This is a genomic window from Actinokineospora lacus, from assembly GCF_053813445.1.
In genome coordinates, this window is the sequence record NZ_JBQERA010000002.1 from 720,074 (window position 1) to 738,789 (window position 18,716).

General features: G+C 73.4%; 18 protein-coding genes. 10 read left to right on the forward strand and 8 right to left on the reverse strand.

Features of this window, described 5'->3' with window-relative positions:
- Positions 1-69: 69 nt before the first annotated feature.
- From ACTG9Q_RS07720 to ACTG9Q_RS07735, 4 genes are all read right to left on the reverse strand, one after another.
- On the reverse strand, positions 70-2,517 hold the full coding sequence (locus ACTG9Q_RS07720) for a DEAD/DEAH box helicase (protein ID WP_455571920.1): 2,448 nt from the start codon (positions 2,515-2,517) through the stop codon (positions 70-72).
- Between the two features lie 263 nt (positions 2,518-2,780).
- Positions 2,781-3,737 (reverse strand): serine protein kinase RIO, encoded by a 957-nt coding sequence (locus tag ACTG9Q_RS07725; RefSeq protein ID WP_455571921.1) that lies wholly within the window; start codon positions 3,735-3,737, stop codon positions 2,781-2,783.
- A 190-nt stretch (positions 3,738-3,927) separates the two neighbouring features.
- Positions 3,928-4,653 (reverse strand): YaaA family protein, encoded by a 726-nt coding sequence (locus ACTG9Q_RS07730; protein ID WP_455571922.1) that lies wholly within the window; start codon positions 4,651-4,653, stop codon positions 3,928-3,930.
- A gap of 14 nt (positions 4,654-4,667) precedes the next feature.
- Entirely contained in the window at positions 4,668-5,033 is a 366-nt protein-coding gene (locus ACTG9Q_RS07735; RefSeq protein WP_455571923.1) for a VOC family protein, read from the reverse strand.
- Positions 5,034-5,076: 43 nt separating this feature from the next.
- On the opposite strand from ACTG9Q_RS07735, the gene mtnA reads away from it, so the two are divergent.
- Positions 5,077-6,060 (forward strand): S-methyl-5-thioribose-1-phosphate isomerase, encoded by a 984-nt coding sequence (gene mtnA / locus ACTG9Q_RS07740; RefSeq protein WP_455572040.1) that lies wholly within the window; start codon positions 5,077-5,079, stop codon positions 6,058-6,060.
- 130 nt (positions 6,061-6,190) lie between these two features.
- Complete coding sequence (locus ACTG9Q_RS07745; protein ID WP_455571924.1) at positions 6,191-7,939, forward strand: proline--tRNA ligase; 1,749 nt, start codon at positions 6,191-6,193, stop codon at positions 7,937-7,939.
- A gap of 28 nt (positions 7,940-7,967) precedes the next feature.
- Here ACTG9Q_RS07745 and ACTG9Q_RS07750 read toward each other — a convergent pair whose 3' ends face one another.
- Positions 7,968-8,693 (reverse strand): HAD family hydrolase, encoded by a 726-nt coding sequence (locus tag ACTG9Q_RS07750; RefSeq protein ID WP_455571925.1) that lies wholly within the window; start codon positions 8,691-8,693, stop codon positions 7,968-7,970.
- Positions 8,694-8,805: 112 nt separating this feature from the next.
- Between ACTG9Q_RS07750 and ACTG9Q_RS07755 the strand changes: the two genes are divergently transcribed.
- Positions 8,806-9,753 (forward strand): ABC transporter permease, encoded by a 948-nt coding sequence (locus ACTG9Q_RS07755; RefSeq protein ID WP_455571926.1) that lies wholly within the window; start codon positions 8,806-8,808, stop codon positions 9,751-9,753.
- Here ACTG9Q_RS07755 and ACTG9Q_RS07760 read toward each other — a convergent pair.
- The gene (locus ACTG9Q_RS07760; protein WP_455571927.1) at positions 9,738-10,142 is read right to left on the reverse strand and encodes a YjbQ family protein; all 405 of its coding nucleotides are present in this window, start codon (positions 10,140-10,142) and stop codon (positions 9,738-9,740) included. The two genes, ACTG9Q_RS07755 and ACTG9Q_RS07760, sit on opposite strands and share 16 nt — an antisense overlap.
- A 23-nt stretch (positions 10,143-10,165) precedes the next feature.
- Here ACTG9Q_RS07760 and ACTG9Q_RS07765 point away from each other — a divergent pair, with 23 nt between their 5' ends.
- The gene (locus ACTG9Q_RS07765; RefSeq protein ID WP_455571928.1) at positions 10,166-11,212 is read left to right on the forward strand and encodes an aminotransferase class V-fold PLP-dependent enzyme; all 1,047 of its coding nucleotides are present in this window, start codon (positions 10,166-10,168) and stop codon (positions 11,210-11,212) included.
- A gap of 34 nt (positions 11,213-11,246) precedes the next feature.
- On the forward strand, positions 11,247-12,014 hold the full coding sequence (locus tag ACTG9Q_RS07770) for a hypothetical protein (RefSeq protein ID WP_455571929.1): 768 nt from the start codon (positions 11,247-11,249) through the stop codon (positions 12,012-12,014).
- Positions 12,015-12,141: 127 nt separating this feature from the next.
- On the opposite strand, the gene ACTG9Q_RS07775 is transcribed toward ACTG9Q_RS07770, so the two are convergent.
- Both ACTG9Q_RS07775 and ACTG9Q_RS07780 read right to left on the reverse strand, forming a co-directional pair.
- Positions 12,142-12,588, reverse strand: a complete 447-nt coding sequence (locus ACTG9Q_RS07775) for a ferritin-like domain-containing protein (RefSeq protein WP_455571930.1) — start codon at positions 12,586-12,588, stop codon at positions 12,142-12,144.
- Positions 12,585-13,052 (reverse strand): hypothetical protein, encoded by a 468-nt coding sequence (locus ACTG9Q_RS07780; RefSeq protein ID WP_455571931.1) that lies wholly within the window; start codon positions 13,050-13,052, stop codon positions 12,585-12,587. Before ACTG9Q_RS07780 ends, ACTG9Q_RS07775 begins: the two co-directional genes overlap by 4 nt.
- 170 nt (positions 13,053-13,222) lie before the next feature.
- On the opposite strand from ACTG9Q_RS07780, the gene rimP reads away from it, so the two are divergent.
- The 5 genes from rimP to ACTG9Q_RS07805 all read left to right on the forward strand — a co-directional run bounded on the left by rimP (position 13,223) and on the right by ACTG9Q_RS07805 (position 18,691).
- Positions 13,223-13,753 (forward strand): ribosome maturation factor RimP, encoded by a 531-nt coding sequence (rimP, locus tag ACTG9Q_RS07785; RefSeq protein ID WP_455571932.1) that lies wholly within the window; start codon positions 13,223-13,225, stop codon positions 13,751-13,753.
- The gene (nusA, locus tag ACTG9Q_RS07790; RefSeq protein WP_455571933.1) at positions 13,750-14,763 is read left to right on the forward strand and encodes a transcription termination factor NusA; all 1,014 of its coding nucleotides are present in this window, start codon (positions 13,750-13,752) and stop codon (positions 14,761-14,763) included. The genes rimP and nusA overlap by 4 nt, the downstream gene beginning before the upstream one ends.
- Positions 14,764-14,847: 84 nt before the next feature.
- Positions 14,848-15,141 carry a YlxR family protein gene (locus ACTG9Q_RS07795; RefSeq protein ID WP_455571934.1) on the forward strand — a complete coding sequence of 98 codons (294 nt, stop codon included), beginning with the start codon at positions 14,848-14,850 and terminating at the stop codon, positions 15,139-15,141.
- 90 nt (positions 15,142-15,231) lie between these two features.
- On the forward strand, positions 15,232-18,333 hold the full coding sequence (infB, locus tag ACTG9Q_RS07800) for a translation initiation factor IF-2 (RefSeq protein ID WP_455571935.1): 3,102 nt from the start codon (positions 15,232-15,234) through the stop codon (positions 18,331-18,333).
- Between the two features lie 61 nt (positions 18,334-18,394).
- Positions 18,395-18,691, forward strand: coding sequence for a DUF503 domain-containing protein (locus ACTG9Q_RS07805; protein ID WP_455571936.1), 297 nt, complete (start codon positions 18,395-18,397; stop codon positions 18,689-18,691).
- Positions 18,692-18,716: the final 25 nt, after the last annotated feature.

Genomic DNA, 18,716 nt, shown 5'->3' on the forward strand with positions numbered 1-18,716 from the left:
GGTGTGGCGGGTTTTGGGCAAAGCGAAAGGGCCGGTCGCGGGAGGCGACCGGCCCTTTCGTCGTGGTGCTTAGCGGTTGCTCTTGTGCCTGCGGTCGCCTTCGCGCCAGCCGCGGGGGGTGGCGCGGGGGTGGGGGTCGGCGGGGCGGTCGTGGCGGGTCTGGCTGTGGCGGGGCTTGCGGGCGCGGTCGTCTACCCGGTGGCTGTCGCGGGTGTCGCGCTTGGGGGCGTCGCCACGGTAGGTGGTGCGGGAGCCGTCGGCCTCGACGCGGCGGGGGCGGTCGGCGTTGAAGTCGCGCTTGCCCTGGGGGCGGCCGGAGCCCTGGTCGCCGGAGCGGCTGGGGCGGTCGTTGCCGGTGAACTGGCGCGGACGGTCGCTGTCGAAGCGGCGCGGGCGGTCGTCGGTGCGGGGGCGGTCCGCGCTGTCGAAGCGGCGGGGACGGTCGCCGCCGCCCTCGGCGCGCCGGTCGCTGCCGCCGAAACGGCTGGAGCGGTCGTCGGCCCGGGAGGGGCGGCCCGCGTCGTAGCGGCTGGGACGGTCCGTGCCGAAGCGACGGTCGCCGTCGAACCTGGCCGGGCGGTCCGTGCTGAACCGGCTGGAGCGGTCGTCGGCCCGGTTGGCGCTGTAGCGGTTCGGACGGTCGTTGTCGAACCGCGCGGAGCGGTCCGCGCCGAAGCGGCGGTCGCTGTCGAACTTGGCCGGGCGGTCCGCGCCGAACCGGTCGTCCCTGGCGGGGCGGTCGGTGCCGAAGCGGCGGTCGCTGGCGAACTTCGCCGGGCGGTCCGCGCCGTAGCGGTCGTCCCGGGCGGGCCGCTCTGCGCGGGTGCTGTCGAACGTGGCAGGTGCTCGGCGGGGGCGGTCGTCAGCGGCGGGAGCGCCTTCCGAACGGCGCGCGTCCGAGCGGTCGTTGAAGCCGCGGGGGCGGTCGTTCGGCCGGTTGGCGCTGAAGCCGCGCGGGCGGTCGTCGGAGCGGTGGGTGCTGGAGAAGCCGCCGGAGCGCTCGCCGCTGAAGCGGTTGGGGCGCTCGTCGGAGCGGTTGCCGCTGAAGCGGGCGGGGCGATCGCCGCCGAAACGGGCCGGGCGCTCGCCTGCGACGGCAGCCGGACGCTCGGCGCTGAAGCCCGCCGGACGCTCCGCGCTGAAGCTGGCCGGGCGGTCGGTGGAGCGCTCGCCGCCGAAGCGGGCGGGGCGATCGGACCGGGCGCCGCGGGAGCGGTCGGTGGAACGCTCGAAGCGGCGCGGGCGGTCGCCGTCGAAGCGGCGGGGGCGCTCGCCGTCGCCGCGCCTGCCGCGGGTGGCGGAGATCGGGGCCACGTCCGGGCCGAGCGGGACGCCGGAGGGGACGCGGGCGCCGGTGATGCGCACCAGCTCCTCATCACCCGGGCGGACCTTCGCCGTGCTGGGGGAAACGCCCGCGCGGTCGGTCAGGCGCAGGACCGTGCGGCGCTGGTCGTGGGTGACGACCGTGACGACCGTGCCGGACTCGCCCGCACGCGCCGTGCGGCCCGCGCGGTGCAGGTAGTCCTTGGAGTCCGCGGGCGGGTCGACGTGGACGACCAGGCTGACACCGTCGACGTGGATGCCGCGGGCGGCGACGTCGGTGGCCACCAGGACGGGCAGGTTGCCCTCCTTGAAGCGGCTCAGCACCCGGTTGCGCGCGCCCTGGGTCTTGCCGCCGTGCAGCGCACCGGCGGACACCCCGACCGAGCGCAGCTTGTCGGCCAGGCGGTCGACGTGGTGCTTGGTGCGGACGAACAGGATCGTGCGGCCGTCGCGGGCGGCCATCTCGGCGACCACGTCGGGCTTGTCCTGCTTGGAGACGAAGAGCAGGTGGTGCTCCATCGACGCGACGTCGGAGTCGGTGGAGACGACCGAGTGCGTGACCGGGTCGTTCAGGTAGCGCTTCACCAGCGTGTCGACGTCACCGTCGAGCGTCGCGGAGAACAGCAGCACCTGCGCGGAGCGCTCGACGAGGTCGAGGATCTCCCGCACCTGCGGGAGGAAGCCCATGTCGGCCATCTGGTCGGCCTCATCGATGGCCACGTAGGCGATGTCGCCCAGCTCGCAGGTGCCCTGGCGGACGTGGTCGGAGAGCCGACCGGGGGTGGCGACCAGCAGGTCGACCCCGCGGCGCAGCGCCTCCACCTGCTTGACGAACGACATCCCGCCGACGGCGGCGCGGCAGGACAGGCCCACCGACCTGGCCATCGGGTGCAGCGCGTCGACGACCTGCAGGGCCAGCTCGCGGGTCGGGACCAGCACGAGGGCACGGGGGCGGCGCGGGCGGACCCGGCCGTCCTGGGCGAGGCGGGTCAGCATGGGGAGGCCGAACGCCAGGGTCTTGCCGGAGCCGGTGCGGGCACGGCCCAGCACGTCACGGCCTGCCAGCGCGTCGGGGATGGTGACTTCCTGCACGGGGAACGGGGTCGCGATGCCCGCCGCGGCGAGGGCGCTGACCAGCTCGGTCGGCAGGCCAAGGGACGCGAAAGTGGCAGGGATCAACTCAGGGTTAAGCACGGGGTCCTCTCGGGACGTTTGGCACGTCGCGTCAGGACTCCCGGCTTGGGGGGAGAACACGGACGGGCCCGGCGCTTCTTGCGCCATGGTCGGTGTCATCTCGGGCCGCACGGGATGTCGCGCCGGTCTTCCGGCGATAGCGCGGCGGTGGTTCAGCTGGTCCGGCAAGCTTAGCCGGGCAGGGAGCGGCGCCCGCCGCTCATGGTGCTCTGGTTAGCGTACCCGACCCAGTCGAGCACGTTCGCCGCGGGCGCCGCTCCGGCTCACTCCATCCCCGCCGCGGCCATCAGCCGCTCGGTCAGGACAAGGGGGTCCACCAGGGAATCTGGCACCCCGCGGGCCCTGAACCAGGCAGCGACGGACGTCACATCACGAGTCAGGTACTGCCGTCCCGCCGGGTTGGCCACCACGTCGACGACCTGCGGCAGGTCGATCAGCACGACGTGGCCCTCGTGCACCAGCAGGTTGTACGCCGAGAGGTCGCCGTGGGTCATGCCCTCCCCGGCCAGCAGCTCCAGCGCGGCGACGAGCTGGTCCCACCACTGGCGGGCCTCGTCGGGCTCCGGGCGCAGCTGGGCCAGCCGCGGCGCGGCCTGGCCGTCCTCGTCGCCGAGGAACTCCAGCAGCAGCTCGGTGCCGTCGCGCTGCACCGGGTACGGCACCGGGACGCCGATCGACCACAGCCGCGCCAGCGCGGCGAACTCCGCGACCGCCCACTGCTCGGCGATCAGGTTGCGGCCGAAGGAGCTGCGGTTGGCCATCGCGCGCATCTCGCGGGAGCGGCGCATGCGCCTGCCCTCGAGGTAGCCCGCGTCGCGGTGGAACATCCGGTGCTCGCTGCCGCGGTACCGCTTGGCGGCGAGCAGGCAGGACGCGCCGTCGGGCACGGCGCGTTCCAGGACGTAGACGTCGGCCTCCTTGCCGGTCTTGAGGATGCCGAGGTCGGTGTCGGCCGCCGCGGCGTCGGTGACCAGCCAGCCGGGCCGCGGGTGCGGGCCCTGCTCGGCGTCGAGCCACGTCGACCAGCGGTCGGCGCCCTCGGGCAGCTCAGGGCCGGTGTCCTCGCGGACGCGGCCGAGGCGTTCCTTCTCGGCCTCGGTCAGCCTGCCGGAACGGGTGGGCTGGGCCTCGTCGTCGAAGCGCCGCTTGCGCATGCGCTGCGGACGGCGGGTGTCGAAAGACTCCTCCGCGTAGGCGGAGGCGGGATCGTGCTCTCGCACTGGTGGGTACTCCAAGCTGGAAGTCTTCGGTGCCCCACCGCGGAAGTCAGCGGAGTGGGGCTGGCGGACAGGTCGGTGCCTCGACCACCCGGGCGGCATTACCCATGACGGCACCTCCTTGATCCACCGGTGACTCCCACCGGATGCGTGCAGTCTCGACCCCGGCCGAGGCCGAGGGCAACCGATTTATCTACGCCTCCACGACCAGGTCCAGCGCGCGCGGGCCCGCGGGCACCAGCCGCAGGCCCGCCGCCTTGGCGATCGACACCAGACCGCGCGTGGTTCCCGGCTCGCGCGCCGCGCACGCCAGCGCGGCGGCGAGCCTGCCCTTGTGCGCCTTGTTGAAGTGGCTCACCGTCGCCCCGCCCTCGGTGACCACCCGCACGGTCACCGCGTGCGGCACCGTCGCCAGCGCCGCGTACGCGCCCGAGCGCAGGTCGACGACCAGCTCGTCGGCCGCCGACAGCGTCTTCTCCAGATCCGCGCGCCACACCCCGCGCAGCCCGCCGATCCCGGGCAGCACCGTGCCGCCGGAGAACCGGTACGCCGGGATCGGGTCGTCGGCGCGCAGCACGCCGAACAGCGCCGAGGCCACCGCCAGCCGCCGCCCCGCCCTGGATCGCTGCCCACGCGTGAACGAGCCGTACGCCAACGCGTCGTAGAGCACGCCGGTGTACCGCCGGATCGCGGGCATGGTCGGCGAACCCCGCAGCCGGGCGTTGCGCCCGACCTCGTCGGCCTGCCGCTCGGAGAGCCCGAGCAGCGACAGCGCCGCGGCCGGGTCGAGCCCGGCCAGCGCGGACACCAGCCGGTCGCGGACGGGCGTCAGCTCCGGGAACGACAGCGCGGCCAGGTCCAGGGGCGCGCCGGAGCCGCCATCGGCCTTGGTCTCCGACGGGGGTAGCAGCACGAGCACCCGGACAGCGTAATTCAGCCGTTCGTCGAGCCCACGCAGAACTCGTTGCCCTCGGGGTCGGCCAGGATCGTCCAGGTCAGGCCGGGCACGACGTGCTCGCCGAGCACACTGGCGCCTAAGCCGACCAGCCGCTCGATCTCGGCGGTCCGGTCCTCGCAGTGGAAGTCCAGGTGCAGCCGGTTCTTGCCCGTCCTGGGCTCGTCGACCTGTTGCAGCGCCAGGTACTGGGCCTCGCCGTGCTTCGTGCCGCGCGGCACCAGGAACAGGAAGACGCCGCCGAAGTCGGTCCCCACCTCGTAGTCCAGGGCCGCGGTCCAGAACGCGGCGAGTTTCGGCGCGTCCGCGCAGTCCAGGGTCACGCCGCCGATCTCGATGCTCATGGCCGCGGACGCTATGCCCACCCACCGACAGTTTCCGGCCAAGATGGGTGGTGTGCGCACCTTGGACTGGACCGACGACCACATCACCGCCATCGACCAGACCCGGCTCCCGCACGACGTCGTCGTGCTCGACCTGCGGACCGTCGACGAGCTGATCACCGCCATCACCACCCTCGCCGTCCGCGGCGCCCCCGCCCTCGGCGTCGCGGGCGCGCTGGGCGTGGCCCTGGCCGCCGCGACCACCCCGGGCGATGTCCCCGCGCAGGCGGCCCGCCTGCGCGCCGCCCGCCCGACCGCGGTCAACCTTGCCTGGGGCGTGGACCGCGTGCTCGCCCACCTCCCCGAGGGCCCGGCGGCCATGCTCGCCGCCGCCCTCACGATCCGCGACGACGACATCGCCGCCACCCGGGCCCTCGGCTCCCGGGGCGCGGACTGGCTGCTGGCCCGCCACCGCGGCCCACTGAACATCCACACCCACTGCAACGCGGGCGCCCTGGCGTGCGTGGAGTGGGGCACCGCCCTGGGCGTGGTGCGCGCGCTCCAAGAGCGCGGCTCCCTCGGCCACGTCTACGCCGACGAGACCCGCCCGCTCCTGCAGGGCGCCCGCCTGACCGTCTGGGAGCTGGCCGACATGGGCGCGCGGCACACTCTCGTCGCCGACTCCGCGGGCCCGTCGGTGATCGCCAACGGACTCGTGCACGCCGTCGTCGTGGGCGCCGACCGCATCGCGGCCAACGGCGACGTGGTGAACAAGGTCGGCACGTATCCCCTGGCGCTGGCGGCACAGCGGGCGGGCATCCCGTTCGTCGTCGCCGCACCCGAATCCACAGTGGACATGGCCACCGCGACGGGCCGGGACGTGCCGATCGAGGTCCGCGGGGCCGACGAGGTCACCGACTTCGCGGGGGTCAAGGTCGCCCCCGAGGGCACGCACGCGCTCAACTACGCCTTCGACGTCACCCCCGCCGACCTGGTCGACGCGATCGTCACCGAGACACGGGTGGTGGAACGGGGCGGCGCCCTGTAGCCGACCGCCCCGCAGCCGACTGCGCTGTAATCCGATCGCGCTGTGATCCGGATGCGCCGTAACCCGAATGCGCTGGCCGCAGGCGCTTCACTACGCTCCCAGGCACCACTCTTGCCCAAGGAGCCATGCCGTGATCACCAGGATGTCGTCGCTGTTCCTGCGCACCCTGCGCGAGGACCCGGCGGACGCCGAGGTGCCCAGCCACAAGCTGCTGGTCCGCGCCGGGTACGTCCGCCGCGTCGCCCCGGGCGGCTACTCCTGGCTGCCGCTGGGCATGCGCGTGCTGCGCAACGTCGAGCGCGTCGTCCGCGAGGAGATGGACGCGATCGGCGCGCAGGAGATCCAGTTCCCCGCGCTGCTGCCCAAGGAGCCCTACGAGGCGACCAACCGGTGGACGGAGTACGGCCCCAACCTGTTCCGCCTCAAGGACCGCAAGGGCGGGGACTATCTACTCGGCCCCACCCACGAGGAGCTGTTCACGCTCACCGTGAAGGGCGAGTTCAGCTCGTACAAGGACTACCCGGTCACGCTGTACCAGATCCAGACGAAGTACCGCGACGAGGCGCGCCCCCGCGCGGGCATCCTGCGCGGGCGCGAGTTCCTGATGAAGGACTCCTACTCCTTCGACCTGGACGACGACGGCCTCTCGGCCAGCTACCAGGCCCACCGCGCGGCCTACGTCAAGATCTTCGACCGGCTCGGCCTCGAGTACGTGGTCGTCCAGGCCACCTCGGGCGCGATGGGCGGCTCGGCGTCGGAGGAGTTCCTGGCCGTGGCGCCGACCGGTGAGGACACCTTCGTCCACAGCACCGACTCGGACTACGCGGCCAACGTCGAGGCCGTCGTCACCCAGGCGCCCCCGGCGATCCCGTTCGACGGGCTGCCCGAGGCCCAGGCGCACCACACGCCCGGCACCCCGACCATCGAGACCCTGGTCGACTTCCTCAACGCCGCAGACCTCGGCCGTGCCTTCACCGCCGCCGACACGCTCAAGAACGTCCTGCTCAAGACCCGCCTGCCCGGCGCGGCCGAGTGGGACCTGCTGGCCGTCGGCCTGCCCGGCGACCGCGAGGTCGACCACAAGCGGCTGGAGGCGGCGCTGGCCCCCGCCGAGACCGCGATGCTGGAGGAGTCCGACTTCGCCAGGCACCCGTTCCTGGTGAAGGGCTACATCGGTCCCAAGGCGCTGCTGGACAACGGGGTGCGCTACCTGGTCGACCCCCGCGTCGTGGCGGGCTCGGCGTGGGTGACCGGCGCGGACAAGCCCGACCACCACGTGGTCGACCTGGTCATGGGCCGCGACTTCACCCCCGACGGCACGATCGAGGCCGCCGAGGTCCGCGCGGGCGACCCCGCCCCCGACGGCACGGGCACCCTCGTCGCCGCGCGCGGCATCGAGATCGGCCACATCTTCCAGCTCGGCCGCAAGTACGCCGACGCCTTCAACCTCGACGCCCTGGGCAAGGACGGCAAGCCCGTCCGGATCACCATGGGCTCCTACGGGATCGGCGTCTCCCGGCTGGTCGCGGTGATCGCCGAGCAGAGCCACGACGACCGCGGCATCATCTGGCCCCGCAACGTCGCCCCGTTCGACGTGCACCTCGCCGTGGCGGGCAAGGACGACACGCAGCGGGCGGCCGCGGAGAAGCTGGCCGCCGACCTGTCCGAGGTGGGCCTGGACGTCCTCTTCGACGACCGCCCGGCCTCGCCCGGGGTGAAGTTCGCCGACGCCGAGCTGGTCGGCGTGCCGACCATCGTGGTGGTCGGGCGCGGGCTGGCCAACGGCGTGATCGAGGTCAAGGACCGCGCCACGGGCGAGCGGCAGGACGTCCCGGTGGACGACGTCGTGCGCACCCTGGTGGAGCTGGTGCGCCAGTAGGGCTGGGCGGCGCTAGGACTGGGCCGCGTCAGGACTTGACCGCGTTCACCAGCGCGGCCAGGACCACCGGCGTGTCCGAGAGGTCGGCCAGCACCAGGTCCGCGCCGCTCTCGGCCAGCTCCTCCGGCGTCGAGCGGCCGGTGGCCACGCCCACGGCGATCGCGCCGTGGTGCAGCGCGGCGGTCACGTCGTGCGGGGTGTCGCCGATGACGACCACCCGGCCCGGCTCGAAGGCCGTGCCGTACTTCGCCGCGGCCGCGGACATGGCCGCGGCGACCAGCTCGTGCCGGTCCGCCGAGACGCCGCCGTAGCCGCCGACCTCGAAGTCCAGGTGGTGGTGCAGGTCGAACGCCTCCAGCTTGCACGCGGCCAGCTCGGGCAGGTTGCCGGTGACCAGCGACTGCACCACGTTCGGCCGTTCGGCCAGGGCCGCCAGCAGCGCCGCCGCGCCCGGTAGCGCGCGGCCCGCGGTCGGCAGGGACGGCCGGGCGGCGTCGGCGATGGCGACCAGCTCGGTGAACAGCGCCTGGACCGCCTCCTCGGTGACGGCGATGCCGTGCGCCTCCAGCAGCTCGGCGGTGATCGCGCGCTCGGTCCGGCCGGGGAACATCGGCACGTAGCTGATCGGCAGGCCGTGCGCCGCGGTCATGGCCTGGCCGTACCACTCGCGGCCGATGCCGCTGTAGTCCACCAGCGTCAGGTCGATGTCCCACAGGACGAGCAGGTCAGGGCCGGGGAGTCGAGGATCTGTCACCTGGACATCGTGGCACGGACGGGTGTCACCGCGCATTTATTCAACGCGTGTTGATTAACCGGCTCCGGCGGGCTACCTTAATTCAACACATGATGAACTACGGGAGGTTCCCATGATCGACACGCCGCGCCCGCCTGCCGCGCTGGTCCTGGCCGTCGCCCTGCTCGGCGGTGTGGTCGCCGCGGTGCTGGGCTTTCTCACCTTCGGCGCGCAGGCGACCGTCCACCCGGACGCCCTGCCGCTGGCGGTGTCCGGGCCCGAGCAGGTCACCCAGCGCGTCACCGCGCAGGGCGGCGACGCCATCGCCTGGCGGGTGGCCAGTCCGGAGGAGGCCCGCGGACTGCTCCACGACAAAGAGGTCTACGGAGTCCTCGAACTGGGCCCCACGGCCACTGTCGTCATCAGCGGCGCGGTGAACCCCGCGGGCACCCAGGTCGCCCAGCAGGTCCTCACCGGCGTCGCTCAAGCCGCGAACGTGCCCTTCACGGTCGAGACCCTGCACCCGGCGAGCGCCGCGGGCCGCACCGCGCCGCTGGCCGCGTCCGCGCTGCTGTGGATCGCCGGGCTGGCCGCGACCGCGGGGTTGTTCCTCCTGTCGGCGCGGGCGGGGGTGGCCCCTGGCACGGGCCATCGGTTCGGCGTCGTGGGCGGGGTGGCGGCGGTCGGGGCGGCCGTCGTGGTCGGGCTGCTGGCCCTGTGGGACTCCGCGCTGCCCTTCGGGTGGGACGTCCTGGGCTTCCTGCTGCTGATGGGCGTCGCCTTCGCCGCGGTTCAGGGAGCGCTGGTCAAGTACCTGGGCATCCGCGCCCTGGCCGTCCTCGGCCCGCTGTACCTGATCGCCCCCGCGGTCGCGGGCAGCGTGCCCGAACTACTGGACCCGGCCTACCGGGCGCTGCTGTGGTCTTGGACGCCCTTCCGCTTCGCCGCTGAGGGCCTGCGCAGCCTCCTCCAGGGCACACCGGACGCTCCGGACGTGCTGCTGGGCGTCGGCGTGCTCGGCGGGATGGCGGTGGTGGGTCTGGCCGTGCTGGCGATCCCGAGGAATCAGCCCGCCAGGTAGCTCAGGCGCACCGTGCGCACCGGGTTGTCGACGTTGGTGTCGACCAGGCACACCGACTGCCAGGTGCCCAGCGCCAGCTGTCCGCCGAGCACCGGGATGCTGGCGTACGGGGGCAGGAACGCGGGCAGCACGTGGTCGCGGCCGTGCCCGGGGGAGCCGTGGCGGTGCCGCCACCGGCTGTCGCCCGGCAGCAGCTCGCGCAGGGCGGCCAGCAGGTCGTCGTCGCTGCCCGAGCCGGTCTCGATGATCGCCAGCCCGGCGGTGGCGTGCGGCACCCACACGTTGAGCAGGCCGTCGCCCTCGCCGGAGACGAACTCCGCGCACCGGTCGGTCAGGTCGTGCACGACCTCCGCCGTGCCCGTACGAATCTCGATCTCCTCGCTGCGCACGCGATCAAGCCTATGGTGGGAATGTGCGAAGCGCCTTTGGAGAGCAGTTCGACGTCCCGGCGGGCTACCTCAACACCGCCTCCCTGGGCGTCCCGCCGAGCCGCACGGCCGAGGCGGTCGCCGCCTCGGTCGCCCGCTGGACCTCGGGGGCCGACGACCCGCACGCCTTCGACACCCACGTCCAGGTCGCGCGTGAGGGCTTCGCCTGCCTCGTCGGGGTCCCGGTCGAGCAGGTGGCGTCGGGCGCGGGCGTGGCCCAGCTCATCGCCCAGGTCGCCGCCGGGCTCCCGGACAGCACCCGGGTGCTCGTCGCCGAGGGCGAGTTCACCAGCGTGACCTTCCCGTTCGCCGCCCAGGCGGGCCGCGGCGTGACGGTCACCGCCGTGTCCCTCGCCGACTTGGCGCGGCGCGCCCCGGACTTCGACCTCGTCGCCGTGTCTGCGGTCCAGTCGGCCGACGGCGCCATCGCCGACCTCGACGCCCTCCGCGCCAGCGGTACCCGCGTGCTCGTCGACGTCTCCCAGGCCGCGGGCTGGCTGCCCCTGGACCTGGGCTGGGCCGACTGGGTCGTCGGCGCGGGCTACAAGTGGCTGCTGTCCCCGCGCGGCGGCTCCTGGCTCGCCGTGCGCCCCGAGGCCGCCGACTGGACCCTGCCCATCTCGGCCAACTGGTACGCCGGGGACGACCCCTGGAAGACCGTCTACGACCTCCCGCTGCGCCTGGCCCCCGACGCCCGCGCCTACGGCCTGGCCCCCGTCTGGTTCTCCCAGGTGGGCGCGGCGGCCTCGCTGCCCTGGCTGGCGGGCCTGGACCTCGACGCCGTCCGCGCGCACTGCGTCGGCCTCGCCGACGCCCTGCTGGCCGCGCTGGACCTGCCGCCGCGCGGCACGGCGATCGTCGCCGTGGCCGCCGACGGCGTCGAGCAGCGGCTCACCGAGGCGGGCGTGCGGTGCGCGATGCGGGCAGGCAAGGCCCGGCTGGGCTTCCACCTGTACTCCGACCAGAACGACCTCGATCGAGTGGTCGAGGCGCTGAGCAGGGTGAACGGACAAATCTCCGAGGCGATCTGACACGGACGGGGGACACCGATTACCGTGGTTTTCCGTGTCCGCCCCCCAGCGCCCCGGTACGCCGCCGCCCTGGCCACCCCAGCAGCCGTACGGACGGTCAGGCGAGACGGAGCGGATTCCGCGCGTCCAGGAACCCCGCCCCGACGAGCCCTTCCACTTCGAGGAGCCCGGCTCTGACGCGTCCGCGAACCCGGCGCTGACCTGGGCGCTGCGGATCGCCGGACTGGTCGCCATCGCGGTCATCTCCGGCCTGGTCTGGGCGTACCTGCAGGACGACCCGCCCGCCAACACCGCCGACCCGAAGACCTCGGAGTCCTCGGCGCCCGCCGGGCGGTTCGCGTTCGCCCCGCACCAGGACATGCCCACCCCCAAGGTGGACACCGACTGCGCGGAGAACTCCTACGACAAGGTCCAGCAGTTCTTCAGGGACAAGCCCTGCGTCCGCCTGACCAGGGCGCTGTACACCACCACCCCGCCCGGCCAGGACAAGGTCGTCTACACCGCGGTGACAGTGGTCCGGATGTCGTCCCCCGAGCTGGCGAGGGAGCTCTACGACCTGGCCAGGACCGACAACACCGGCAACGTGAACGACCCCATCCGCGCCGAGCTGGTCACCGTCGAGGGCATCCCCAGAAGCCTCGGCGGCGGCGGGTACGACTCCCAGCTCAACGGTGCGGACGTGATCATCGTCGAGTCGGACTGGGCGCCCACCGAGCGGCGCTCCGACGCCGAGGACCAGTTCCTCACCGAGGTCAGCGCCGACGCGATCCGCTTCGGCAACGAGTTCGCCGCCCAAAGCTGAGGACGATCAGGGCTGAGGACGATCAGGGCTGAGGACGATCAGGGCTGAGGGCGCCCAGGGCTGAAGGCGCCCGGGACTGAAGACATTCAGCGCCGAAGTCGCCCAGGGCTGGGGTTCGGGAAGCCGCTCAGGGCTGGCCGGGGAACGGCGGCGCGGCCGGGCTGTCCCCGGCCTCGATCCGCCACCGGGTCGCGCGCACCGCCGAGTCCGTCAGCGCCCGCAGCGCCGAGGCCCGCAGCTCCGCGTCGTCACAGCGCTCCAGCAGCGCCCGCCAGGCCACCGTCGCGTCCCGCTCGGCGGTCACCACCAGCTTCACCGCCGCGGCCTCGCTGTCCACCGGCGACGGCGGCAGGTACGCGGGCTTGGCGGGCTCGGGGACCACGCCCGCCGCGTCCAGCTGGCGCGCCGTGGTGTCCCGCCGGTCCCGGTGCAGGGTCGCGCCCTCACGGAGCGCTTTGTCGTAGGCCGCGGGCAGGAAAGCGCTCACCAGCCCGTACACCCAGATCGCGGCGTGCTCAGCCCCCAGCGCCGCCTGGACGGCCGCGACCGTCTCCGGTGGCAGACCCTGCCTCACAGCACCTCCCGCAGGCTCGCGCACGACGCCGCCACCGACCCGACCAGGCCCGCCCGATAGCGCGGCACGCCCGCGATGAGCGCCGCCGCCTGCTTCTCGGCGGCCGTCAGCCCGTCGGTCAGCACCTTGAGCGCGTCCTTCGGGACCGTCGGCGCGGCGGGCGCCGCGGTTGTCGGCGCGGGGGAGGCGCTGCTGGGCACCGGCGGCCGCTCCCGCTCCATTTCGGCCCGCAGCGCGCCCGCGTGCTCGGCGCGCGCCTTGGCCACCTCGTTCGCCTTCCCCGCCAGGCTCGGCACCGCCGCGGCGACCGCCGAGGCCATCGCGGCGTCGGAGTGCGCCCGGGCGACCAGGTCGGCAAGCGGGTCGGGCGGGGGCGGGGGCTCCGGGGCCGTGCAGCCCGCCAGCGCCCCCACCGCCAGACCGAGCAGCACCGCGCGCCGGGTCGGGCCGGGATTGATCCTCACAGCCGGTCATCTTGCCAGGTCGCCTGTTCGGACCACCGGAGATCGGAGTTGATCGCCTGCGGCGGCCGGGCTCCGCCGGGCGAGATACGCTAGGTGACCACGGTTGGCGCGCGGTACCGCCGACCGGCAGACAATCGCGAGACCGACCAGAAACAGGGGGCGCCGTCCACGTGGCCAACCAGCGAGAACGCGACACCGGGGACACTTTGGAGCCCGTCGTCGCCGAGGCCATCGCCGCCGCGGGTTTCGAGCTCGAACAGCTCGACGTCCAGCAGGCGGGCCGCAGGCGCCTGGTCAAGGTCGTGGTGGACGGCGACGACGGCGTCGGGCTGGACGCGATCGCCCAGGTGAGCCGCGCGGTCTCGGCCGTGCTCGACGAGCACGACGCCGTGCTCGGCGGCCCGTACACCCTGGAGGTCACCTCTCCCGGCATCGACCGCCCGCTGACCCGTCCCCGGCACTGGCGGCGCGCCCGCCTGCGCCTGGTGAAGGTCCGCCCGGTCGAGGGCGAGGAGTTCGTCGGCCGCGTCGGCGCTTCCGACGACGATGGGGCCGAGATGCTCGTCGACGGCCAGTTGAGGGCAGTGCGCTACGCCGAGGTCGCCAAGGCCGTGGTCGAGGTTGAGTTCAAACAGCCGCCGGTGGCGGAGATGGCGATGCTCGAAGGTCGGGCGTCCGGCACAGAGGAGGACGCGCGATGAACGTCGACATCGCGGCGCTGCGGGCGATCGAGCGCGACAAGGACATCCCCTTCGAGACGGTGATCGAGGCGATCGAGACCGCGCTGCTCACCGCGTACAAGCACACCGAGGGCCACCAGTCGCACGCCCGCATCGACATCGACAAGCGCACCGGGGTCGTGCGGGTGCTCGCCGTCACCCACGGCCCGGACGGCGAGGTCGCCGAGGAGTGGGACGACACCCCCGAGGGCTTCGGCCGCATCGCGGCCACCACCGCCCGCCAGGTCATCCTCCAGCGCCTGCGCGACGCCGAGCACGAGCGCACCTACGGCGAGTTCGCCGCCAAGGAGGGCGAGATCGTCGCGGGCGTCGTGCAGCGCGACACCCGGGCCAACTCCCGGGGCATGGTCGTGGTGCAGGTCAGCGACACCGAGGGCGTGCTGCCCGCCGTCGAGCAGGTGCCGGGTGAGAACTACGCCCACGGCACCCGCGTCAAGTGCTACGTCGTCGGCGTCTCCCGCAGCGCGCGCGGCCCGCAGATCACCCTCTCGCGCACCCACCCGAACCTGGTGCGCAGGCTGTTCGCGCTGGAGGTGCCCGAGATCGCCGACGGCACCGTGGAGATCCCGGCCGTGGCCCGCGAGGCCGGGCACCGGTCCAAGATCGCCGTGCGCTCGACGGTCTCCGGCGTCAACGCCAAGGGCGCGTGCATCGGCCCGATGGGCGCGCGGGTGCGCAACGTGATGAGCGAGCTGGCGGGCGAGAAGATCGACATCATCGACTGGTCGGACGATCCGGCCACCTTCGTGGGCAACGCGCTCTCGCCCGCGAAAGTCATCTCCGTCACTGTCGTCGACGAGCGGGCCAAGACCGCGCGCGTGGTCGTGCCGGACTACCAGCTCTCCCTGGCCATCGGAAAAGAGGGCCAGAACGCCCGTTTGGCCGCCCGGCTGACCGGCTGGCGCATCGACATCCGCAGCGACGCGGCGGCCGGCGCGCAGTCGAGCCCGGTATCCGGTTCTGCTGACTGAACGAAACGAGATAGACTTTCCGTGGTTCATCGTCCGGAACCGGTTCCCACACGTCCCGGTCCCGCCCCCAGGGTGCGGACCTGCGTGGGGTGCCGCGTCCGGTCGGCGGACACGGAACTGCTGCGAGTGGTGCTCGCGGACGGGGAGGCGATCCCCGATCCGCGGCGGCGGATGCCCGGTCGGGGGGCGTGGATACACCCCCGGTCCGAGTGTCTGGCCAAGGCCGAGAAGCGGCGGGCGTTCCCCAAGGCTCTGCGAGCCCGGGGAGCGGTCGGCGTCACCGGCCTCCGGTCGGAGATCGACCGGATCGCGGACCGTGGCGGCACGGGAGCTTCCCGGGCCGAGGAGAAAGACAGAAGGCAGGTCGACCCGTCATGAGTCAGCCGTGAAGCTGAAGACATGAACGCGCGACGTTAGGACGAGGTCGACGGGACCTATGCCCGCCGACCTCATCAGATGAGGAGAGCAGTGGCAGGCAAGGCCCGCGTGCACGAACTCGCGAAAGAGTTCGGTGTAACGAGCAAGGATCTACTGGCCCGTCTCAAGGACATGGGCGAGTTCGTCAAGTCGGCGTCCTCCACAGTGGAGGCACCCGTCGCGCGCAGGCTGCGCGACACCTACGAAGGCAAGGGCGACAAGGGCGGTGCCCCCGGTGGCGCCAAGCCCGCCATGAAGCCGGGCCCTCGGCCCGGCGGCGGCGTCAAGCCCGGTCCCCGGCCCCCGCAGACACCCCAGCCCCAGCAGCAGAGCACCCCGGCCCCGGCGGCCGAGACGGCCGCGCCCGCGGCCGGTCCGAAGCCCGGGGTCGCCCCTGGCCCGCGTCCCGGCGCCGGTCCGAAGCCGGGCGCCAAGCCCGCGCCGCGGCCCGAGCCCGTGCGCGAGCAGGAGCAGCCCGCCCCGGTCCGCGAGCCCGTGCGTGAGCGGCCCGCGGCCGCGTCGGCGGCTCCGACCACCAAGCCCGCTCCGGCGCCCGGCCCCAAGGCCGCGCCGAAGCAGGCCCCGCAACAGCCCGGTGGTCCCGGTGGCGCGGTCGTGCCGCCGAGGCCGCAGTCTCCCAAGCCCGGCCCGCGCGCCCCGCGGCCCGGCAACAACCCCTTCGGTGTCGGCGCGGGCGCGCCGTCGCCGCGTCCTGGTGGCGCGCGCCCCGGCGGCCCGGCTGGTCCGGCCGGTGGCGAGCGCGGCGACCGCGGTGACCGTCCCGAGCGCGGCCCGCGTCCCGGTGGCGAGCGCGGCGAGCGTCCCGCGGCCCGCGGCGACCGCCCGGCCGGTCCCCGGCCCGGCGGTCCGAACCCGGGCATGATGCCCCCGCGACCCAATCCCGGCATGATGCCGCCCCGGCCCGCCCGTCCGGCGGGCGCCGGTCGCGGTGGACCCGGCGGCGGTCCTGGCGGCGGAGCCCGTGGCGGCCCCGGCGGCGGTCCCCGTGGCGGTCCCGGTGGCGGTCCCGGTGGCGGCGGCGGCGGTTTCCGCGGCGGTCCCGGTGGTGGCGGCGGTGGCGGCGGCGGTGGCTTCCGTCCCGGTGGCGGCGGCGGTGGCGGTTTCCGTCCCGGCGGTGGCGGCGGTGCGGGCACCGGTGCCCCGGCAGGCGGTGGCGGCGGTTTCCGCGGCCGTCCCGGCGGCGGTGGCGGTCCCGGTGGCCGCGGTGGCGCGGCAGGCGCGTTCGGCCGTCCCGGTGGTCCCTCCAAGCGCGGCCGCAAGTCGAAGCGGCAGAAGCGCCAGGAGTACATGGAGAACATGCAGGCGCCCAGCGTCGGCGGCGTCCGCCTGCCCAAGGGCAACGGCGAGACGATCCGGCTGGCTCGCGGCGCCTCGCTGACCGACTTCGCCGACAAGATCAACGCCAACCCGGCATCGCTGGTGCAGGTGTTGTTCCACCTCGGCGAGATGGTCACCGCGACGCAGTCGGTCTCCGACGAGATCCTCGAGCTGCTCGGCTCGGAGATGAACTACGCGGTGCAGGTCGTCTCCCCCGAGGAGGAGGACCGCGAGCTGCTGGACTCCTTCGACATCACCTACGGTGAGGACGCCGGTGACGAGGAGGACCTGCAGGCCCGTCCGCCGGTCGTCACCGTCATGGGTCACGTCGACCACGGCAAGACCCGGCTGCTGGACACGATCCGCTCCTCCAACGTGCACGAGCGCGAGGCGGGCGGCATCACCCAGCACATCGGCGCCTACCAGGTGCTCTCCGAGCTCGAGGGCGTCGAGCGGAAGATCACCTTCATCGACACCCCGGGCCACGAGGCGTTCACCGCCATGCGTGCCCGCGGCGCGAAGGCGACCGACATCGCGGTCATCGTCGTGGCCGCCGACGACGGCGTCATGCCGCAGACGGTGGAGGCGATCAACCACGCCCAGGCGGCCAACGTGCCGATCGTGGTCGCGGTGAACAAGATCGACAAGGAGGGCGCGAGCCCGCAGAAGATCCGCCAGCAGCTGACGGACTACAACCTGATCGCCGAGGAGTACGGCGGCGACACGATGTTCGTCGACATCTCCGCCAAGCAGAACATCAACATCGATGGGCTGCTCGAGGCGATCCTGCTGACCGCGGACGCCACGCTGGACCTTCGGGCCAACCCCGAGATGGAGGCCCAGGGCGTGGCGATCGAGGCCCACCTCGACCGCGGTCGCGGTCCGGTGGCCACGGTCCTGGTCCAGCGCGGCACGCTGCGCGTCGGCGACTCGATCGTGGCGGGCGACGCCTACGGCCGCGTCCGGCGCATGGTCGACGAGCACAACGTGGACGTGACCGAGGCTTCCCCCTCGCGTCCGGTGCAGGTCATCGGCTTCACGTCGGTGCCAGGCGCGGGCGACACGTTCCTCGTCGTCGACGAGGACCGCACCGCCAGGCAGATCGCCGAGCGCCGCTCGGCCCGCACCAGGGCCGCGCAGAACGCGCAGAAGCGCAAGCGCATCAGCCTGGAGGACCTGGACTCCGCGCTCAGGGAGACCAGCCAGCTCAACCTGATCATCAAGGGCGACAACTCCGGTACCGTGGAGGCCCTTGAAGACGCCCTCACCAAGATCGACGTGGGCGACGAGGTCGAGCTGCGGGTCATCCACCGCGGCGTCGGCGGCATCACCGAGGGCGACATCAACCTCGCCATCGCCGACAACGTCATCGTGATCGGCTTCAACGTCCGCGCCGAGGGGAAGGCCACCGAACTGGCCAACCGCGAGGGCATCGACGTGCGCTACTACTCGGTGATCTACCAGGCGATCGACGAGATCGAGCAGGCCCTCAAGGGCATGCTCAAGCCGATCTACGAGGAGGTCGCGCTCGGCCGCGCCGAGGTCCGCGACGTCTTCAAGTCCTCCAAGGTCGGCACGATCGCCGGTTGCCTGGTGATGTCCGGGGAGATCCGGCGCAACACCAAGGCTCGACTGATCCGCGACAACGTCGTGGTCCACGAGAACCTGTCGGTGGGCACGCTGCGCCGCTTCAAGGACGACGTGACCGAGGTCCGCGAGGGCTTCGAGTGCGGTCTGACCCTCGGCTCGTACGGCGACCTGCGGGTCGACGACGTGATCGAGACCTACGAGATGCGCGAGAAGCCGCGGTCGTAGTTCGCTGACCGGGGCGCCCCTCGCCGGGGCGCCCCGGTCCGACCCACCCCTGATGCCACCCATGTATGTCGGAGCCCTTGAACTGGACGTGCTGCTCGGCGACGTCCACTCGCTGAAGCAGAAGCGGTCCGCGGTGCGCCCGGTCGTCGCCGAGCTGCGCCGCCGCTTCGAGGTCTCCGCCGCCGAGGCGGGCCACCTCGAACTGCACCGCCGAGCCCTGATCGGCGTGGCCGTCGCGGCCGCGGACGCCGGTCACGTCCGCGAGGTCATGGAGGCGTGCGAGCGCCTGGTCACGGGGCGCCCCGAACTGGAACTCCTGTCCGCCCGGCACCGCCTGCTGGGCCCCGACGACGACTAGGCCGTGTTTCGGATGTGGAGCACGG